The 18,672-nt window shown below is 71.4% G+C and carries 15 protein-coding genes and 1 riboswitch; of the genes, 4 read left to right on the plus strand and 11 right to left on the minus strand.

Annotated elements, in window-relative coordinates:
• Positions 1-150: 150 nt before the first annotated feature.
• On the plus strand, positions 151-522 hold the full coding sequence (locus ACLQ2R_RS38600) for a thioredoxin family protein (protein ID WP_425966384.1): 372 nt from the start codon (positions 151-153) through the stop codon (positions 520-522).
• A 205-nt stretch (positions 523-727) separates the two neighbouring features.
• Here ACLQ2R_RS38600 and ACLQ2R_RS38605 read toward each other — a convergent pair whose 3' ends face one another.
• The 9 genes from ACLQ2R_RS38605 to ACLQ2R_RS38645 all read right to left on the minus strand — a co-directional run bounded on the left by ACLQ2R_RS38605 (position 728) and on the right by ACLQ2R_RS38645 (position 12,336).
• Complete coding sequence (locus ACLQ2R_RS38605; protein ID WP_425966385.1) at positions 728-2,059, minus strand: class II 3-deoxy-7-phosphoheptulonate synthase; 1,332 nt, start codon at positions 2,057-2,059, stop codon at positions 728-730.
• Between the two features lie 64 nt (positions 2,060-2,123).
• Positions 2,124-3,341: an FAD-dependent oxidoreductase gene (locus ACLQ2R_RS38610; RefSeq protein WP_425966386.1), complete on the minus strand. Its 1,218-nt coding sequence runs from the start codon at positions 3,339-3,341 to the stop codon at positions 2,124-2,126.
• 206 nt (positions 3,342-3,547) lie between these two features.
• On the minus strand, positions 3,548-4,555 hold the full coding sequence (locus ACLQ2R_RS38615) for a LacI family DNA-binding transcriptional regulator (protein WP_425966387.1): 1,008 nt from the start codon (positions 4,553-4,555) through the stop codon (positions 3,548-3,550).
• 35 nt (positions 4,556-4,590) lie between these two features.
• A complete protein-coding gene (locus tag ACLQ2R_RS38620; protein WP_425966407.1) occupies positions 4,591-5,976 on the minus strand; it encodes a GH1 family beta-glucosidase in 1,386 nt (461 codons plus the stop codon).
• Between the two features lie 35 nt (positions 5,977-6,011).
• Positions 6,012-6,911, minus strand: coding sequence for a carbohydrate ABC transporter permease (locus ACLQ2R_RS38625; RefSeq protein WP_425966388.1), 900 nt, complete (start codon positions 6,909-6,911; stop codon positions 6,012-6,014).
• Positions 6,908-7,885 carry a carbohydrate ABC transporter permease gene (locus tag ACLQ2R_RS38630; RefSeq protein WP_425966389.1) on the minus strand — a complete coding sequence of 326 codons (978 nt, stop codon included), beginning with the start codon at positions 7,883-7,885 and terminating at the stop codon, positions 6,908-6,910. Before ACLQ2R_RS38630 ends, ACLQ2R_RS38625 begins: the two co-directional genes overlap by 4 nt.
• Positions 7,886-7,968: 83 nt before the next feature.
• Positions 7,969-9,321, minus strand: coding sequence for an ABC transporter substrate-binding protein (locus ACLQ2R_RS38635; RefSeq protein WP_425966390.1), 1,353 nt, complete (start codon positions 9,319-9,321; stop codon positions 7,969-7,971).
• Positions 9,322-10,066: 745 nt separating this feature from the next.
• Entirely contained in the window at positions 10,067-10,783 is a 717-nt protein-coding gene (locus tag ACLQ2R_RS38640; RefSeq protein WP_425966391.1) for a CHAP domain-containing protein, read from the minus strand.
• Positions 10,784-10,802: 19 nt separating this feature from the next.
• Positions 10,803-10,941, minus strand: a riboswitch (cyclic di-AMP (ydaO/yuaA leader).
• Positions 10,942-11,475: 534 nt separating this feature from the next.
• On the minus strand, positions 11,476-12,336 hold the full coding sequence (locus ACLQ2R_RS38645; protein ID WP_425966392.1) for an oxidoreductase: 861 nt from the start codon (positions 12,334-12,336) through the stop codon (positions 11,476-11,478).
• A 195-nt stretch (positions 12,337-12,531) separates the two neighbouring features.
• Between ACLQ2R_RS38645 and ACLQ2R_RS38650 the strand changes: the two genes are divergently transcribed.
• The 3 genes from ACLQ2R_RS38650 (at position 12,532) to ACLQ2R_RS38660 (ending at position 16,400) form a co-directional block, all read left to right on the plus strand.
• Positions 12,532-13,572 (plus strand): hypothetical protein, encoded by a 1,041-nt coding sequence (locus ACLQ2R_RS38650; protein ID WP_425966393.1) that lies wholly within the window; start codon positions 12,532-12,534, stop codon positions 13,570-13,572.
• Positions 13,573-13,763: 191 nt separating this feature from the next.
• Positions 13,764-15,074 carry a DUF6716 putative glycosyltransferase gene (locus ACLQ2R_RS38655; protein WP_425966394.1) on the plus strand — a complete coding sequence of 437 codons (1,311 nt, stop codon included), beginning with the start codon at positions 13,764-13,766 and terminating at the stop codon, positions 15,072-15,074.
• Positions 15,075-15,332: 258 nt separating this feature from the next.
• Positions 15,333-16,400: a DUF4331 family protein gene (locus ACLQ2R_RS38660; RefSeq protein ID WP_425966395.1), complete on the plus strand. Its 1,068-nt coding sequence runs from the start codon at positions 15,333-15,335 to the stop codon at positions 16,398-16,400.
• A 37-nt stretch (positions 16,401-16,437) separates the two neighbouring features.
• Here ACLQ2R_RS38660 and ACLQ2R_RS38665 read toward each other — a convergent pair whose 3' ends face one another.
• A complete protein-coding gene (locus ACLQ2R_RS38665) occupies positions 16,438-17,742 on the minus strand; it encodes a polysialyltransferase family glycosyltransferase (protein ID WP_425966396.1) in 1,305 nt (434 codons plus the stop codon).
• Complete coding sequence (locus ACLQ2R_RS38670; RefSeq protein WP_425966397.1) at positions 17,739-18,668, minus strand: glycosyltransferase family 2 protein; 930 nt, start codon at positions 18,666-18,668, stop codon at positions 17,739-17,741. The genes ACLQ2R_RS38665 and ACLQ2R_RS38670 overlap by 4 nt, the downstream gene beginning before the upstream one ends.
• Positions 18,669-18,672: the final 4 nt, after the last annotated feature.

Genomic DNA, 18,672 nt, shown 5'->3' on the forward strand with positions numbered 1-18,672 from the left:
CGGGGGGGGCGGGGGGCGGGGGGGGCGGGGGCCCCGCGGCGGACTCCTCGTCCCGGCCTCCGGCGCGGCCGGTGGGAACGGGATGGAATGCGGGGCGGGGGGAAGTGGTTATGCCAGCCGTACAGACGTGAGCGACAGGAGGAGCCACCGGTGGCCACCATCGAGGTAACCGAGAAGAACTTCAACGACATCGCCGACGAGGGGATCGTCCTGCTGGACTTCTGGGCGTCCTGGTGCGGACCGTGCCGCACCTTCGGCCCGATCTTCGAGAAGTCCTCGGCGAAGCACGCCGACATCAAGTTCGGCAAGATCGACACCGAGGCGGAGCAGGCCCTCGCGCAGGGGTTCGAGATCACGTCGATCCCGACGATCATGGCGATCCGCGACGGCATCGTGGTCTTCGCCCAGCCGGGCGCCCTGCCCGCGCCCGCCCTGGAGGACCTCATCGGCCAGGTCCGCGCGCTCGACATGGACGCGATCCGCGCCGAGCTCGCGGGCGAGCTCGAGGTCAAGAAGGGCTGACCCGAGGACGTTCGGAAGAGCCGGCCCGAAGGGCCGGCTCGGCGACGAAAGAGCCCCGCTGCCGGACGGCGCGGGGCCTTCGTGTGCCCGGGACCACCCGGGGCCGATCCGCGTCCGGTCCTTCCGGGACCGGACGCGCCTCCCGGCTCGGGACGAGCCTCCGGGATCCGGCACGTCCGGGTCCGGGCGTGCCGCCCGGGGGCGGTCAGACCGAGCGGTAGAGCTCGGCCACCCGGAAGGCCAGGTCCAGCGACTGGCCGCGGTTGAGCCGCGGGTCGCAGGCCGTCTCGTACCGGCGGACCAGGTCGTCCTCGACGATCTCGGCGCCGCCGCCCACGCACTCGGTGACGTCGTCGCCGGTGAACTCGATGTGCACACCGCCCGGGTGGGTGCCGAGCGCCCGGTGCACCTCGAAGAAGCCCGCGACCTCGTTCAGGACGTCGTCCAGGCGGCGGGTCTTGTGGCCGCTGGGCGCCTCGAAGGTGTTGCCGTGCATGGGGTCGCAGATCCACGCCACCTGGGCGCCGCTCGCGGTGACCTTCTCCACCAGCTCGGGCAGGTGATCGCGGATCTTGGCCGCGCCCATCCGGGTGATGAAGGTCAGCCGTCCGGGCTCGTTCTCCGGGTTGAGCTTCTGGATCAGCGCCAGGGCGTCCTCGGCGCTGGTCGTCGGGCCGAGCTTGACGCCGATCGGGTTGCGGATGCCGGCGAAGAACTCCACGTGGGCGCCGTCGAGCTGGCGGGTGCGCTCGCCGATCCAGACCATGTGCGCCGAGACGTCGTAGGGGCGGCCGGTCCGCGAGTCGATCCGGGTGAGCGCCCGGTCGTAGTCGAGGATCAGCGCCTCGTGCGAGGAGTAGAACTCCACGGTGTGGAACTCCTCGGGCTCGGCCCCGCAGGCGCGCATGAAGGCGAGCGCCTGGTCGATCTCGCGGGCGAGCTGCTCGTAGCGCTTGCCGGCCGGGGACTCGATCACGAAGTCCTGGTTCCAGGCGTGCACCTGGCGCAGGTCGGCGTAGCCGCCCTTGGTGAAGGCGCGGACCAGGTTGAGGGTCACCGCGGAGGAGTGGTAGGCGCGCAGCAGCCGCCACGGGTCCGGGACGCGGGACTCGGAGGTGAAGTCGAAGCCGTTGACCATGTCGCCCCGGTAGGCGGGCAGCTCGACGCCGTCGCGCGTCTCGTCGTTCTTGGAGCGGGGCTTGGCGTACTGGCCGGCCATGCGGCCGATCTTCACCACCGGCACCTTGGCCGCGTAGGTGAGCACGATCGCCATCTGGAGCAGCGTCTTGAGCTTGTTGCGCACGTCGTCGGCGGTGGCGCCGGCGAAGGTCTCGGCGCAGTCGCCGCCCTGGAGGACGAAGGCCTCGCCCCGCGTCACGGCCGCCAGATCCGCCTTGAGGTTGTCGCACTCACCGGCGAAGACGAGGGGCGGAAGGCCCTTCAGCTCGTTGACGACCTTGTCCAGCTCGTCGCGGTCGGGCCACGCGGGTTGCTGCGCCGCGGGCAACTGACGCCAGGAATCGAGGTTGATGCTCACGACGACCAGGCTATTGCAACCGGCCGGGCGGACCGACCCGTTTGTCCACGCAGTGAGAACGTCTTTATGCCTGGTGAGATCGCTCAGGGGTCCTGACATGCTCGGGAAGGAGGCCGTTTCCGATGAAACGCCTGGTCAGAGCGCCTACGACCGGAAGGCGGGAAAGATCCCGGGGCAGCGGCAGCGGACGGCCCCTGCCGGTCAGCGCCGGGCGGATCAGCCGGTCCTGGACGAGCCGCTGGGCGAGCTGGGTCAGGACGGTCGGCGGGGTACGCCTGCGCTGGAGGCGGGCGAGCAGCGACTCGGGGATGTCCGCCCCGGCGGCGAGCGGACCGGCCAGCAGGTTGGCGGCGGCGACCGCGTCCTGCACGGCCAGGTTGATGCCGACGCCGAAGATCGGCGACATGGCGTGCGCGGCGTCGCCGATGACCAGCAGCCCCGGCCGGTGCCAGCGGCGCAGCCGGTTGAGCGCCACCGACAGCACGCTGACGTCCTCGAAACCGGTCAGCAGCCCGATCCGGCCGGCCAGGAAGGGCAGCAGCTCGGCGACCGGGCCGCGCAGCGCGTCGATCCCCTCCGAGCGCAGGGCCTCGAAGCCCCCCTTGGGGATCAGGTAGGCGAGCTGCCAGTAGGTCTCGCGGTTGATCGAGACCATCAGGCCGCGGGTGGAGAGCCGCAGGAACGTCGAGCCGGGGTCGGACGGCTCGCGGGGCAGCCGGAACCAGACCACGTCCATCGGGGCCCCCTGCTCCACGGGGACGAGGCCCGCGGCCCGGCGTACGTCGGATCCGCGGCCGTCGGCGGCCACGGTGAGGGTCGCGCGCAGCTCGTGCTCGCCGGAGGGGTCGCGGTAGCGCACCCCGCGCACCGAGCCGCCCTCGCGGATCACGCCGTGCACCTCGGCGTTCATCACCAGGCGGAAGGCCGGGTACCGCGCGGCCGCCCGGGTCAGCAGGTCCAGGAAGTCCCACTGCGGGACGAAGGCGATGTAGCCGTAGCGGCCCCTCAGCCTCGTCAGGTCGGCCACCGGCACCGTGGCGTCGTCGGTCTGGATCTCCATCGTGTACGACTTGCGGTGCGGGATCCGGTGGAACTCCTCGGCCAGCCCCAGCTCGTCGATGATCTGGAGGGTCGACGGATGGATGGTGTCACCCCTGAAGTCCCGCAGGAAGTCGCCGTGCTTCTCCAGGAGCGTCACCTCGACGCCGGCCCTGGCCAGCAGCAGTGCGAGCATGGCCCCCGCCGGGCCGCCCCCGGCGATCACGCATGTGTTCCGTGTCATAATTCATCACCCAGTGAAATGATGACACACGGAAGCGTCCGGGGGAACGGGTTTCCGGGTGGTTCCCGTCACTCTCGCGGGGACCGTCCAGCCGTCCAGCCGCCCGGGCGGGCCTGGAGGGCCGCCCGGACGGCGTGGAGGGCCGCAGGGAAGGCGTGGAGGGCCGCCGGTGGGGCGGGGCGCCGGATCGGGTGCCGGGAGGGCCGTCAGGCCGACGAGCGCTCGATCAGGTGGGTGTCCAGTATCACCACCGGCTGCTCCAGGTGCTCGCCGTTGATGCGGGCGACGAGCAGGTGGGCCATCTGCCGGCCCATCGACTCGGTGGGCTGGTGCACCGTGGTCAGGGCCGGGGAGGAGTGCGCCCCGGCGGGGGAGTCGTCGAAGCCGATCACCGCGACGTCACCGGGGATCGTCCTGCCCTCCTCGCGCAGGACCCGCATCGCGCCCAGCGCCATCGGGTCCGAGGCGGTGAACACGGCGTCCAGGTCCGGGCTGGCGGTCAGCAGGGAGCGCATGGCCTCCATGCCGCTCTCCTCGCTGAAGTCCCCGTAGGCCACCGCCTCGCGCACGCCGGTGGCGAGCAGCGCGTCGCGGTAGCCGGCGAGCCGGTCGACCCCCACGCCCATGTCCTGCGGCCCGGCGATGGTGGCGATCTTGCGACGTCCCTTGGCCAGCAGGTACTTGACCGCCTGCCTGGCCCCGGCCCTGTTGTCCACGTCGACGTAGCTGTAGGGGGTCAGGCCGACGGGCCTGCCGCCGATCACGGTCGGCACGCCCATCGCCTCCAGCCGCCCCGGAAGCGGGTCGGCGCCGTGCAGCGAGATCAGCAGCACCCCGTCCACGTGCTGGCCGGTCAGGTAGTGCTCCAGCCGCTCGTGGTCCTGCATCGACTGGGCCATCGCGAGGATCAGTTGCAGACCGGTCTCGGAAAGAGCCGACCCGATGCCACGGATGGTCCCGGCGAAGTACGGTTCGTCGAAGACCCGCAGTTCGGACTCGGAGACGACCAGCGCCACGGTGTCGGTACGCCGGGTCACCAGGGCGCGCGCCGCCCGGTTGGGAACGTAGCCCAGCTCCTCGATGGCGTGCAGCACGGCGCCACGGGCCTTCTCGCTCACCTTGGGTGAGCCGTTGATGACCCGCGACACCGTACCGCGGCCGACACCGGCCAGAGCCGCGACCGCCTCTAGCGTCGGACGACGGTCGCCGTTCATGTGTTGGATCCCCCAGTGCTGAATTCGCCGGCTCCTTATTCTGCCGGACCGCTCAGGCCACCACGCCTGATTGTCCCGGCATACCAGAGAGCGCTCTCTTTGGGAACTCTGACCTGGGTCTCGTAGTCGACGTGGACCAGCCCGAAACGCTTGCCGTAGCCCCAGGCCCACTCGAAGTTGTCCATGAGCGACCAGGCGAAGTAGCCCTCCAGCGGGATCCCGGCCTCGATCGCGGCGTGGCAGGTGCGCAGGTGGGCCTCGATGTAGCTCACCCGGTCGTGGTCGCGGACCGAGCCGTCGTCCTCCATCACGTCGTCGAAGGCCGCGCCGTTCTCGGAGATGACCAGGGGGACGCGCGGGTACTCGGCGGCCAGCCGCTGCAGGATCTCCAGCAGGCCGGTGTTGTCGATCTCCCAGCCCATGGCGGTCACCGGACGGCCGCCCCCGACGAACGACACGTGCTCGCTGCCGACCCAGGGCGACCCGGTGTCGGTCGGCGCCGCCGCGGCCGACGCCGCGCCGCCCGGGGTGCCCGAGACGGTGAAGCGGCTGTAGTAGTTGATCAGCAGCTTGTCCAGCGGCGTCGAGATGATCTCCATGTCGCCGTCCTGGACGAGCCCTTCCGGCCGGCCGAGGTCCTCCAGCACGTCCTCGGGGTACTCGCCCTTGAGCAGGGCGTCGAGGAAGAAGCGGTTCTGCAGGCCGTCGATGCGGCGCGCGGCGTCGCGGTCGGCCTCGGAGGTGGTCTGCGGGGAGATCGCGTACAGGTTGACGCAGCCGCCGATGACGGTGTCCGGGCGCTGGGCCCGGATCGCCTGCGCGGCCAGGCCGTGCGCGAGCAGCAGGTGGTGGGCGGCGAACACGGCCTTCTCGGGCTCACGGCGCCCGGGGGCGTGCTCGCCCGAGGCGTACCCGAGGAACGCCGAGCACCAGGGCTCGTTGACCGTGCTCCAGTTGCGCACCCGGTCGCCCAGTGCCTCGTGCACGGCCGCGGCGTAGTCGGCGAAGCGCTTCGACGTGTCGCGCGCCGGCCAGCCGCCCTCGTCCTCCAGCGCCTGGGGCAGGTCCCAGTGGTAGAGCGTCACCCAGGGGTCGACGCCCCGCGACAGCAGCTCGTCCACCAGGCGGCTGTAGAAGTCGATGCCCCCGGGGTTGAGGGCGCCGCGCCCGTCGGGCTGGACGCGGGGCCAGGAGACGGAGAACCGGTACGCGCCGAGGCCGAGTTCGGCCATCATCCGCACGTCGTCCCGGTAGCGGTTGTAGTGGTCGATGGCGACGTCGGCGTGCTCGCCGTTCACCACCCGCCCCGGCTGCTTGACGAACGTGTCCCAGATGGACGTTCCCCGCCCGTCCTGGGTCACGGCGCCCTCGATCTGGTAGGCGGAGGTCGCCGCTCCCCAGACGAAGTCGGTGGGGAACATCAGATCCGGGGTCGTGATACGAGTCTCTTGCGTGGTCACGCCTTGACCGCACCTTCCATGAGTCCGCCGACGATCTGGCGGCCGAACGCGATGAAAACGATGAACAGGGGCAGGACGGACGCCGCGGTGCCGGTGAAGAGCATCACGTAGTCGGTTCCGTGCGCCTGGTTGAGCGCGGCGATCGACGTCTGGACCACCGGGTTGTCCGGGTTCAGGACGATCAAGGGCCACATGAACTCGTTCCACGTCTGCATGAAGACCAGCAGGGCCAGCACCGCCATACCGGGGCGGAGCGCCGGGAGGATGACGTTCACGTAGATGCGCATGGTGGAGGCGCCGTCGACGCGGGCCGCCTCGACCAGCTCGTCCGGCACCGCCTGGGTGGCGTACTGGGTCATCATGAAGACGCCGAAGCCGTTGACCAGGAAGGGCAGGATGACCGCCTTGAGCTGGCCGGTCCAGCCGAGCGTGACCATGAGCTCGTACAGCGGCACGATGCCCATCTGCTGGAGCGGGACCATCATCGTCACCAGGATCAGGCCCAGCATGATCTTGCTGCCCCGGAAGCGCAGCTTGGCGAAGGCGAACCCGGCCAGGGTGGAGATCAGCACGACCGAGACCGTCACCGTGATCGAGACGATGGCCGAGTTGATCAGGCCGGTCACGAAGTAGGCGTCCTCGGTGGACAGCAGCCGCTGGATGTTCTCACCGAGGTGACCGCCGGGCAGGAGCGGCGGCGGGACGTCGATGGCCTCCTCGTTGGTCCGGGTGGCCATGATGAACATGTAGTAGATCGGGAACGCCGAGAGGACGAGGGCGAAGGCCAGCACGACCTTCGTCATGGGGCCGGCGTCCCAGATGCTGTTCCGCGCGGCCGCGGGGCCCTGGCGGCGCCTGGGCGGCGCCGGGGGGCGCTTGAGCTGGGTGGCCGTCACTTGGAACCCCCGATACGGCGGGTGAAGGAGTAGTTGATGAGCGTTCCGATCAGGATCAGCGCGAACAGCAGCCACGAGGCGGCCGCGGCGTAGCCGAAGTCGAAGTCGCGGAACGCCTCCTTGACGATGAACATCGCCACGGTCTGGTACTGGCCGGTGGCGCCGCCCGCCATCGTCGGGTTGCCGTCGAACATGACCGGCTCGGTGAAGAGCGTCAGCCCGCCGATGGTGGAGATGAACACCACGAAGATGATGGTCGGGCGCAGCATCGGGAAGGTGATCTGCCAGAACTGCCGCCTGGCCGAGGCGCCGTCGATGGAGGCGGCCTCGTAGAGGTCCTTGGGGATCGTCTGCATCGCGGCCAGCAGGATGATCGCGTTGTAGCCGGTCCAGCGCCAGTCGATCATGGTCGAGATCGCGATCCACGAGGACCACTTCTCGTTCTGCCAGTTGATCGCGTCGACGTTGAAGAGGCTCAGGAACCAGTTGATCATGCCGTAGTCGCGGCCGTAGAGCTGGGTGAAGACGACGGCGACGGCGACGACGGAGGTGATCAGCGGCAGCAGCACGCCGAGGCGGAAGAAGAGCCGTCCCCGGATGCGCTTGTTGAGCGCGTTGGCCAGGAGCAGGGCGAGGACGAGCTGCGGGATCGTCGACATGACGAACATGCCGAGGGTGTTGATCACCGCGTTCCAGAAGGCCTCGTCGGTGATCAGCTCGACGTAGTTGTCGAGCCCCACCAGGGTCTTGTCGCCGGCCAGCTCCCACTCGTGCAGCGAGACCCAGAGGGTGTAGCCGAGGGGGAAGATGCCGAAGACGGCGAAGAGCAGGAAGTACGGGGAGACGAGGAAGTAGGGGGTCGCCCGGAGATCGAACCGGGCCCACCCGCTGCCGCGTCGCGGTCCGCGGTGCCCCGTCGGCCGCTCGGGGCCGGGCCGGGGCGGAGCGGCCGGGGAATCGACGTGCAGTGTCATCGGTCAGAGCCTTTCAGCGGGGGCAGACGACCGGCCCGGCGGCGGGCTCACCGCCGCCGGGCCGATGCGGGTCGGGAGAGGGATCAGCCCGCTGCCTTGACGCCGGCCTCGATGAACTTGGTCCAGGCCTCGCCGTAGGGGATCGAGCCCTGGTCCATCCCTTCCAGGACCTTCTCCACCGAGGTCTTGACCTGGGCGTGCTTCTCGCCGAGGAAGACCGGCAGCAGGTCCTTGACCGACTCACCGAAGATCTTGCCGGTCGGGGCGTCGTTGAAGAACTCGTTCTTCAGGTCGGCGACCGCGGGGTCCTGCTGGGCGGGGAGGGAGCTCGGGAAGGCGGCGGCCTCCTGGAAGGCCATGACGTGGCCCTCCTTGCCGGTGAGGTAGTTCAGGACCTCAGCGGCCTCCTTGGGGTGCTTGCTCTGCTTGGGGATCGCCAGGTAGGAGCCGCCCCAGTTGCCGGCGCCGCCGGGAACCGCCGCGACGTCCCACTTGCCCTTGTTGCCCTCACCGGCCGCGCCGGAGACCACGCCGAGCATCCAGGCCGGGCAGCCCATGGTCGCGAAGCCGCCCTTCTTGATGGCGGCGTTCCACGGCGGGGTGAAGGAGGCGAGCTTGGCGGTCAGGCCCGCCTCGCTGAAGCTCTTCACCGTGTCGAAGGAGGTCTTGATCGCGGGGTTGGTCTCGAGGACGAGCTTGTTCTCCTTGTCGAAGTAGGCGATGTTGCCGTTCTTCGGCGCCTCCTGCGACAGGATCACGTTGTAGAGCGTGTTCGGGCCGTCGAGGAACTTGGGGTCGCCCTTGGCCGGGTTGGCGGCCTGGAACTTCTTGCCGACCTCCATGAAGGCGTTCCAGTCCGGCCAGAGCTTGCCGACCTCTTCGCGCTCGCTGGGCAGGCCCGCCTTCTCGAACAGGTCCTTGCGGTAGCACATGGTCATGCCGCCGATGTCGGTGCCCAGGGCGAAGAGCTTGCTGTCGGCGTTGATGCCGTTGTCCCACTTGGCAGCGGGGAAGTCGGCCTTGCGGCTGTCCAGCCCGTACTCGGCCAGGTCGGTGAAGAACTGCGGACGGGCCTTCATGAGGCCCATCGCGCCCTCGTCCAGGGCGATGATGTCGGCCGCGCCGCTGTTGGCCTGGAGGCGCTGGAGCAGCTGCGGCAGGTAGACGTCCTCGAACCGGTCGGTCAGGTTCTGGTACTTGACCTGGATGTTCGGGTGAGCGGCGTTCCAGGTCTCCACGGCCTTGTCGTAGCCGAAGTTCTCGCCACCTCCGAAGGTGTGCACGGTGATCGTCACCGGCTCGGCCGCGGCCGCGGTGGAGGAACCACCGGCTGCGGGCTTGGCGGGCTCGCTGGAACTGCACGACGTGATGGCCAGGGCGGTGGCCGCCATGACCGCTACGGCGGCCAGCTTGCCCTGCCGCTTGTTGTTCAACATTCCGGACCCCTCTCAGGTGGTCGCCCGAATCATTGGGAGATGACATCGCTCACCGGCCCCGACAACGCGGTCTCACGATGTGGTCTTTCCTCAATGAGCTTTGGGAGCGCTCCCACGAAGAGTGGACGATGGGCGTCCAGCACGTCAATACGCCGAAACGTAACCGTTACATGCGAGGCGTTTTGCGGGGTCTAGAGGCCCTAAATGGTGATATACATCCCATATAGGGTTTTGGGAGCGCTCCCATCACACGGGCATACAGTCAGGGCATTTCGCGCTCCCAACCCGGGGCCGATCCGGGTGTGATCCAGCGCGGGGCCCCGCCTTCGTGCCATCATGCCGCCATGCCCCGTACGGTCGCGGTGCCGTCGCACCCGCGTGCCGTCGTGCTCGCTGTCGCCGTGCCCGCCTGCCGTCATGCCCGGCGTACGGGTCATGCCCGCGTACGGTCGTGCCCGGCCCTGCGGTCGGCGTCCGCGTGTCGTCGTGCCCGAGGGTGTCGTCGTACCCGCGGGGTGTGGCCGGCGCTGGGGTGGTACGGCTCACGCGCACGGGATCCCGTACGGCCGCGTGGGGGCCGGAGGGCGCGCACGGCGAGGCCCGCCTCCCTGGTGGGTGGGACGGCGGGCACGGGCGGTCACAGGCAGGCGCAGGCGGTCATGGGCGGTCATGGGCGGGCACGGTGGACGACGGGTGCGTCCCGGCCGGGTGAAGACCCCGGCCGGTCGGGAGGGGATGGGAGGGGTCAGCCGGCGTAGACCGGGTAGCCGTAGCCGACGACCTCGGAGACGGGCCGGACGAGCTGCTCGACGTCACCGTTGCCGGTGTTGCCCTCGATCGTGGTGATCGTGCCGTCCCCGTTGTCCTGCTTGACGAAGCCGACGTGGTCGATCCCGTCGATGCTCTTGCCCTGCTGCCAGTCGAAGTAGACGACGGCGCCGGGGGTGGGGACGGTGCCCCAGTGCCCGTTCTCCGCGAACCACTTGGCGTGGGTGACGGTGTAGGCGTCCCAGCCCATCGTGGGCCGGATGCCGGCCATCTCGCCGACCCAGGACACGAACATCGCGCACCAGGGGGCGTTGGCGTAGCCGTAGATGTTGCCTCCGTCGCGGGCGGCGGTCTCCTGGGCACGGGGGGAGGACATGTACCACTGGTGGAACTTGGTCCCGCCGCCCATGGAGTTCTCCCGGACGCCGATCTGCTGCGCGGCCAGGTTCAGCACCTGCGCGGCCGTGACCTTGGGAAGCCGCTGGGCCGCGATCTCCAGGGGGGTGGCGGATCCGGCGTCCTGCGAGACCTCCGCGGTCCTGGTGTCGGCGGGAGGGGTCAGGGAGGTGTGGTCGTCGGCCAGTGCGGCGGGGCCCGAGACCCCGGCGGCCAGGACGACGGCGGCGCTGAGCAGGATGCGTGCCAGTCGGGGGGCGGTGGGGGTGCGGGTGGGGGTGGGGGTGTGCTCGGTCATGATGGGGGTTCGACTCCTTGCGTCGCTTCCATTCCACCTACCGGGTTAGCTGACGGGTTCGGGCTGGGAAGTGCCCTACGACGCACGGATGCGTTGATTCACCCCAGGAACGTGGTTCCCCGGTTCCGCAGACCTCGCGGATTCGGCGGCCGTGCTCACCGGGGGCGGAGGGGGTCCGCTCCGACGAGACACGGTCGGGCAATGTGACGGCAATGCTCAGACCTGGATAGACCTAGACATTTGCCATGAACGGGATGAACTTACGTCATCCGGACAGACGATTACAAGCAAGACATATTGCCTTCACGTGGCAGTAGGCCCTGGTCAGGAGGGTAGGGAGGGGTATTCCGCCCCCGGGGGAGGGGAATGGATCGCCCTTCCCGCGACCTGCGCGTGCCCCTTTCCGGGGCCGGGCTTTTCCGGTCGGCCGGGCGAGGAATCCCGCTGCCCCCGGCGATCCGGTCGTGGTACGCCGACTCCCCCTCGCGCGGGCAGAGGTCTCCGGAGGTGTGCCGGGACGCCCGCCCCGGACGTCACCGAGGGCGCGTTTCATCGAACTGGCCTTCGATGGTAAAAACTCGGGGAGCGCCGGACGACCCCCTCGTAAACCTATTCAAAACCTATTCAAACCCCTCGCGAGGCCCTTCCGGGCACCGGATCCGGCGATGCCCGGGCAGGGCTCAGGGCCGCCTTCAGGACTCCGCGAACCGTACGCCGGTCAGCTCCTCCGACACCTCCCACAGGCGCGCCGCCACCGCCGGATCGGCCGCCCGCGCGGAGGGACGCAGCACCCGGGGCCCGGGGCCGACGTACTGCCCGCCCTCGGCCTCGGGAGAGGTGGCGGCGTACAGGGAGGGCAGGGCGCCCTTGGCGGGCGAGCGCAGCAGCAGGCGCATCAGGACGCTGAGGGGGCGGCCCGTCCTCAGGATGCCGGTGGCGGTCGTGCCCGGATGGGCCGCCAGGCTGAGCAGGGTCGCCCCCGACGCCTCGGCGCGACGCTGCAGCTCCAGGGCGAACAGCAGGTTGGCCAGCTTGGAGCGGCCGTAGGCGGCCCACGAGCCGTAGCCGCGTTCGAGGCCCAGATCGTCGAAGTCGATCTCCCCGAAGGCGTGCGCGCCGCTGGAGACCGTGACCACCCGGGCCGCCGGGGCGGCCAGCAGGCGCGGCATCAGCAGGCCGGTCAGGGCGAAGTGCCCCAGGTGGTTGACGCCGAACTGCGTCTCGAAGCCGTCGGCGGTCGTCCCCCGGGGCATCGGCCCCACCCCGGCGTTGTTGACCAGCAGGTCCAGCGGCTCGCGGACCGTCTCGGCGAAGGCGCGCACCGAACCCAGGTCGGACAGGTCGAGCGCCCCCACCTCGACCGCGGCCCCCGGGACCTTCGCCCTGATCTCCTCCAGTGCGGCCCGGCCCCGCCCGGGGTCACGGGCGGTCAGCACCACCCGGGCGCCGTGCGCGGCCAGCGCCAGCGCCGTCGGTACCCCGATACCGCCGCTCGCCCCGGTGACCACCGCCGTCCGGCCGGTCAGGTCGGGTATCTCCTTGGCCGTCCACATGGCTCGCCCCTCTCCGGCCCCGCCCGCCGCGCGGCCCGCCGCCGGTCCCCGGCGTGGATCTTCAGGTACGGGCAGTGTACGGAACGGCCCCGTGTCCCGCGGAACACCACGCAAGATCACAAAAAGGTGCGCGTGGCCCGCTGTTCATCCGCAGTTCCCGGTCCGGTAAGGCCGCCGGGTTACGGTGTGGCGGTCGTGAACGGGTCATCGCCCGGCGTGGAGGACGGCCGAGACCACGCGCGGGAGCAGGGTTCGGCCGTGGCCTGGGTGGAGTCCCCGCTGCAGATGCTCTGCGCCGTGGAGGCCCACCATGCCGGGCTGCTCGGCGCCCGCGCCCGCCTCGTGCCCCGGGCGGGCCTGCGCCCGCTGGCCGTGACGGCACGCGAGCTGGGGCGCCTGCGGCTGCCCCCCGGCCTCGAACTGGCCGAGGCGGGGAAGGACATGCCCCGCCCGCCCAGGGGACGCACCTGGGCGCTGGGCGACGCCTTCTCCGGCAAGGTCCAGTTCCGCTGGCTCACCGCCTCACCCGGCCGGGTCGTGATCGTCGACGACGGCCTGGCCACGATCAGGCTCCTGGAGCTGATCACCGGCGGGTTCGGGACGCCCCTGCTGCGGGCGCGCGGCGGTGCCGGACGGCTCAGGACCGCCCTGGGCGCGGCGGCGGGCCTGCGGCTGCGCGCCGCCGCCCGCTCCGGCCGGCTCTCGATCTTCACCGCGCTGCCCGTCGCCCCCGGCCTGGCCGGTGCCGTACGGGCCGCCGGGGTCGACCTGGTCACCCACGACTTCGCCTGGCTGCGCTCGCAGCCGCTGCGCAGGCCCCGCCCGCAGGAGCGGACCGTGGTCCTGGGCACCTCACTGGTCCGCAACGGCCTGATCCACCGGGAGCACTACTTCACCTGGCTGGCCGGGCTGGGCGCGGACGGGCCGGTGGCCTACTTCCCGCACCGTCGTGAGGACCCGCACGACGTCGCCCGGGTCGCCGAGCAGCTCGGGATCACCGTCTACGACGGAGGCGTCCCCGCCGAGCTGACACTGCGCGGCCTGGGCGCCGAGCAGCGGGTGCTGAGCCTGCCGTCCACCGCGGTCACCTCCCTGCGGATCCTGCTGTCGGCGCGGGGCGTGGCCGTGCGGACGGTGGACGTGCCCGACGAGTGGTGGACGGCCGAGGCGGCGCCCTCGCTCCGCTCCCACCTGTCGATGTTCGCCCACCACGACACCGGGGTCGCCGGATCATGACCCGCCGGCCCGCGCCCCGGACCCGCCGGGCCGTGACGCGATGACCCCGTGAGCCCGCGATCCCCCCGGGGATCGGTCGTCCGCGTACCGTGCCGCCCTTTTCGTCCGCGTTTCCCGTCCGTGTTCCCTGTCCGCGTACGACCCCGGGGGACGACACCCCCGGCTGGAGGTTCTCGTTGAAGGTCCTGGCCGTGGCCGACTCCGATTCCTACCTGAAGTGGGCCGCCTGCCTGCTGCGGGAGCTGCCCTCGGGCTGTACGACGGAGCTGGCGGTGATCCGCACCCCGATCGTCCCGTCCCCGGCGCAGATCCAGGCCGCCGTCGCGGGTTCGGCGGCCGAGCCGCCCGTGCTCTCGGCCCGCGCGCTGCGCCGGGCCGCCGAGCGGTTCAGGCCCGACGTGGTGCTGGCCGCCTGCACCGGTCCCGTGGTGGACGTGCTGGTCGCCGAGGTCCTGGCCGGGCTGCGGACCAGGCCGGTGTTCGTGTCGGGGCTGCCGGGCATCTCCGTCCCCGCCACCGAGAAGGCGTGGCTGTTCCGCAGCGGGTGCGAGCTGTTCGTGCTGCACAGCGGGCGGGAGGTCGAGGAGTTCTCGGCGATCGGCCGCGCCCTGGGCGGGGGCGGCCAGGTGGGACTGGCCCGGCTGCCGTTCCTGCACGGTGCCGGGAAGGCCACCACGACCGGCCTCGGCACCGGCACCGGCACGGGCACGGGCACGGGCATGGGTCCCGGGACCGGCCTCGCGACCGGGACCGGCCCCGGCATCGGGCTCGTAACCGGGAGCGATGCCGCAAAGGCCGTCGCCGGCCCGCGCGACCGGGTGGTGTTCGCCACCCAGGCCAAGGTCCCCCGGCGCCGGGAGGAGCGCGAGAACATCCTGCTGGCCCTGGCCGAGCTGGCCCGGCACCGGCCCGGCCTCGACGTCGTCGTCAAGCTCCGCGCCCTGGACACCGAGCGCCAGACCCACAACGAGCGTCACCACTACATGAGCCTGTGGCGGTCGCTGGCCGAGCAGGGCCGGGTACGGGACGACGCCGTGCGCTTCGCGACGGGCCCCATGCACGAGCACCTGGACCGGGCCGCCGGGTTCGTCACCGTCAGCTCGACCGCCGCACTGGAGGCCATCGCCGGCAAGGTGCCGCTGCTGGTGCTCTCCGACTTCGGGGTGAGCGCAGAGATGATCAATCTGGTCTTCGAGGACAGCGGGTTGCTCGGCACCCTCGACGACCTGGCCGCCGGACGTTTCCTGGACCCGGACGACGCCTGGTGCCGGGCCAACTACTTCCACCCCCGCGCCGCCGACGACTGGACCTCCCGCCTGGTCTCCCTGGTCGGCCAGGCCCGCTCGGGGCGGCTCGTCCCGGCCCGCTCCCTGCTGGACGGTTCCGAGTACGCCACCGCCCGCCGCCGTGCCCGGATGCGCGTGGAGGTCCCGCCGAACGTGCTGCGCGCCGGCTACCGCGCCAAGCGCCGGATGCGCCGCTATCTCCGGGCGCTCCGGTGACCCCGGTGACCCCGGTGACCTCGGTGACCCCGATGGGCCGCGTCGGGCCTCGACGACCGATGCCCGGCGGCCCCGAACAGCGCCGAACGGCACCGAACGGCACCGGGTTCCCGGCGAGCCCCGGCGAACTCCCGTGTGTCCCGGGCGGCGTACCCCGGCCCGGAACTTGGTCCAACCTTGAACGTCCGGTCGTGTCGCCCCCGGCGAAAGCGGTGAGGGTCCTGTCGGGAGACATCGGAAGAATCCAAGGACGGTCCCATGTCGCATCATCTCGACTCCGAGCAGGCCCGGCGGGACGGCCGCCTCGACATCACCGACCACTACGTCTTCCGAGGCGAGAGCGGGACCGTTCTCGTGCTGAACGTGAACAGCTCCCTGTCGGGACCGGACACGCGGCCGGGGTTCCACCCGGAGGCGCGCTACGAATTCAAGATCCACATGGACGGCGCGGCGGCGGAGGACCTCACCTACCGGGTGGCGTTCGGCGAGCCCGCCCCCTCCGGGGAGCAGCGCCTCACCCTGCACGTCCTGACCGGGTACGCCGCCCGCAACGACACCGCGCCAGGCGACCTCCTCGCCGAGGGCACGACCGGTGAGGTCGTCGCGGGTCCTGACGGCCTGCGGCTGTGGGCCGGGCGGGCCCTCGACCCCTTCTACGTCGATCTGACGCAGGTCCGCGCCGTCGGCACGGCCGTCAGGAACGGCGCCCCGGTCGAGACACCGGGCTGGGAGCCGGGCGCGGCGAAGAACAGCTTCTCCGGCTCGACCGTCCACTCGATCGTGCTGGAGATCCCCGACCGGGACCCGCGCCTGGGCCGCGACCGGCGCATCGGCGTCTGGGTCACCACCAAGCTCGCCACCGACGCGGGCGGCTGGCGGCAGGTGAACCGGGAGGGACGCCCGATGATGTGGCCGATCTTCCGGCCCGACGACGGCGAGGAGGCCGGCGCCGCGAACCTGGTCCACCCCGCCGACGAGATGGGAGCCGGGAGCGAGCACATCGCGCGTCTCGTGGCGGCGGTCGCCGCCGCGAACGGCGTCCCGGGCGACCCGGTCGCCTACGGAAGGTCCGTGGCCCACCGCCTGCTTCCCGACCTGCTGCCCTACCGGACGGGCACCCCGGCCGTCTTCGGGTTCGCCGAGCACAACGGCCGCACCCTCGCCGACAACGCGGCCGAGGTCATGTTCTCCCTGGTGCTGAACGCGGCGACGAGCACCGGGCTGTCCCCCGCGGAGTTCGCGGACACGCGCGGCGACCGGTTCCCGTACGTGGCGGCGAGACCGGACGGCACCGGACCCGCTCCGGGCCCCGCGCCCGGGACCTGAGCCCCGAACCCAGGTCCGGGGACGACGGGAACCGGGCTCAGGCCGACGGAAAAGCCCTGGTCAGACGGCCACGGAGCCTGCCGAGAGCGGATCGCTCCCGGGGTGCGGGGGAGGAGACGGGCAGGAGGTCCAGGACGGCCAGCCGCCGGTTCTTGAAGTAACGGTCCGGGCCGTACGCCCGCAGGTAGGCGGCGGCCGTCTCGCGCAGCCCCGGATACGCCTCGCTCTGCATGCAGTGACCGACCGCGCCCACCAGCGCCGGGAGGTCCACCGCCGGCGGGTCCTCCAGCGATCCGTCCGCCGACAGGCGCGGCAGCAGCGCGTCGGTGATCGTCACCGGGACCCGGTTGCTGTTCTCGTACGGGACGAGCCGTTCCAGGACCAGCTCGCCGCCCATCGTCGCCACGGGGAGACCGAAGTACCGCCCGGCGGTGATCAGGGCGGTGGAGAAGCAGCCGACCACGAGGTCCGGCCGGGACGCGGCGAAGCACGACTCGGCGGGAACGGTCTGCGCGACCACCTCCAGCTCGACGCCCAGCTCGGCGGCGGTCTCGCGCAACCGCAGGGCGTGCCGGCGCCCGGCGGCCGGATGGGGCTTGAACAGCACGTCGCCGAATCCCCGGGCGACGAGGGCGCGCAGCATGCCGGCGTGGAGCCCCTCCTCCTCGGCGGGGGTGAGGATGTCGAGGGCGGAGAGGTACTGGCCGAGGATCATCGCCCGGCCCGAGGGCGCGCCGCCCGGGTCCGGGGAGGACCCGCCGGCCGGCGCGCCGATCACGTCGAGGAAGGCGCGGTCCGGGACGATCTCGGAGGGCACCCCGTACTCCGACAGCAGCAGCGGGCTCAGGTCCGGGACGAGGTCGAGGTGGAGCAGGCGGGTGATCCGCCCGGCGATCTCCAGCGGCAGCGGGTCGCGGGTCGGGCCGTAGCTCATCAGGCCGTCGGAGTAGACCGACACGGGACAGTCCCTGACCAGCCCGGCCAGGGTCCTGGCAGGGGGGACCGCGACGGACTCCACGACCAGCTCGGACACGCCGTCGTCCAGGGACAGGCGCGAGCCGAGCAGGCGGCCGAGCATCGGCACCTCGACGACGCGGGCCTTCCAGTCCGAGGGGTGCAGCGGGGCCACGATCTCGTTCCACGAGTGGATCTCGTCGAAACGCGGGCGCAGCGCGGTGAAGGCCGGCGCCTCGGACAGGGCGGGGGTGATCTCCGGGATCGCCGCGTTGTTGGAGACCAGCAGCACCCGGCGGTCGTCGCGGGGACCGAAGCGGCCGTCGTCGATCGCCGCCGCCAGCGTCATCGCGCCGAACAGGGTCGAGGCGTAGAACAGCTGTGTCATCGGCCCTCCAGGAGCCTGTTCAGGATCTCGTCGCGCTCCGGGTCCAGGCGGGCCTCGGCGAGCAGGCCGGCCGGGAGCCGCCTCAGGGTCGCGGCGCCCCGCTCGGTGAAGCGGGCGCGCAGCTCGGGGGAGAACCGCTCGTCCAGCTCCAGGTGGTGGGCGAGCAGCGCGCGGAAGGTGCGCACCGCCTTGGGCATGAACTCCTCCTCGGTCTCGGCGAAGACCGTGTCGAAGGCGTCGAAGAAGTGGAGCTGGCGGGCGTCGCCCGTCTGGGTCAGCGAGCCCGCGACCAGTCGTCGGTAGAACACGCCGGCCAGCGAGACGACCGCGAACGAGCCCGCCCGCCGGTGCAGCCGCCAGATCCACGGCCTGTCCTCGGCGGTGTGCAGGTGCCCGGGGAAGGTCAGCAGGTCGCCCAGGTCCCGGCGGTAGATCCCCGCCCAGGCGTACGGGTAGTCGACCATGGTCTTGGAACGGGCGGGCAGGATGTGCTCGCGCGGCGTGAGCACCCTCTCCCGGGTGGCGAGCGGCGCCCGGTGGATCACCCGTTTGCGGCCCTCCACCTGCACGTGGTCGACCCTGACGAAGTCGCAGCCGAGCCGCTCGATCGCCGCCACCAGGTCACCCAGGTACCCCGGGGCCAGCCAGTCGTCGCCGTCCATGAACGTCACGTAGCGGCCCGAGGCGAGGGAGAGCCCGAGGTTGCGCGCGTCGGCCAGCCCCACCGGCGCCTCGTTGCGCAGCACCACCAGACCGGGCAGATCGGCGCGGAAATCCTCGATGATCTGCCCGGTCGCGTCCACCGACCCGTCGTCCACCACGATGAACTCGAAATCCCGGCGCGCGTTCCTCACCAGCGAGGTCAGCGCGTCACCGATGTAGAGCTCCGCGTCCCGCACCGGAACGACGACGGACAGCGTGATCAACGAA

It is taken from the genome of Streptosporangium sp. DT93 (assembly GCF_049844535.1).
Lineage (GTDB): Bacteria > Actinomycetota > Actinomycetes > Streptosporangiales > Streptosporangiaceae > Streptosporangium.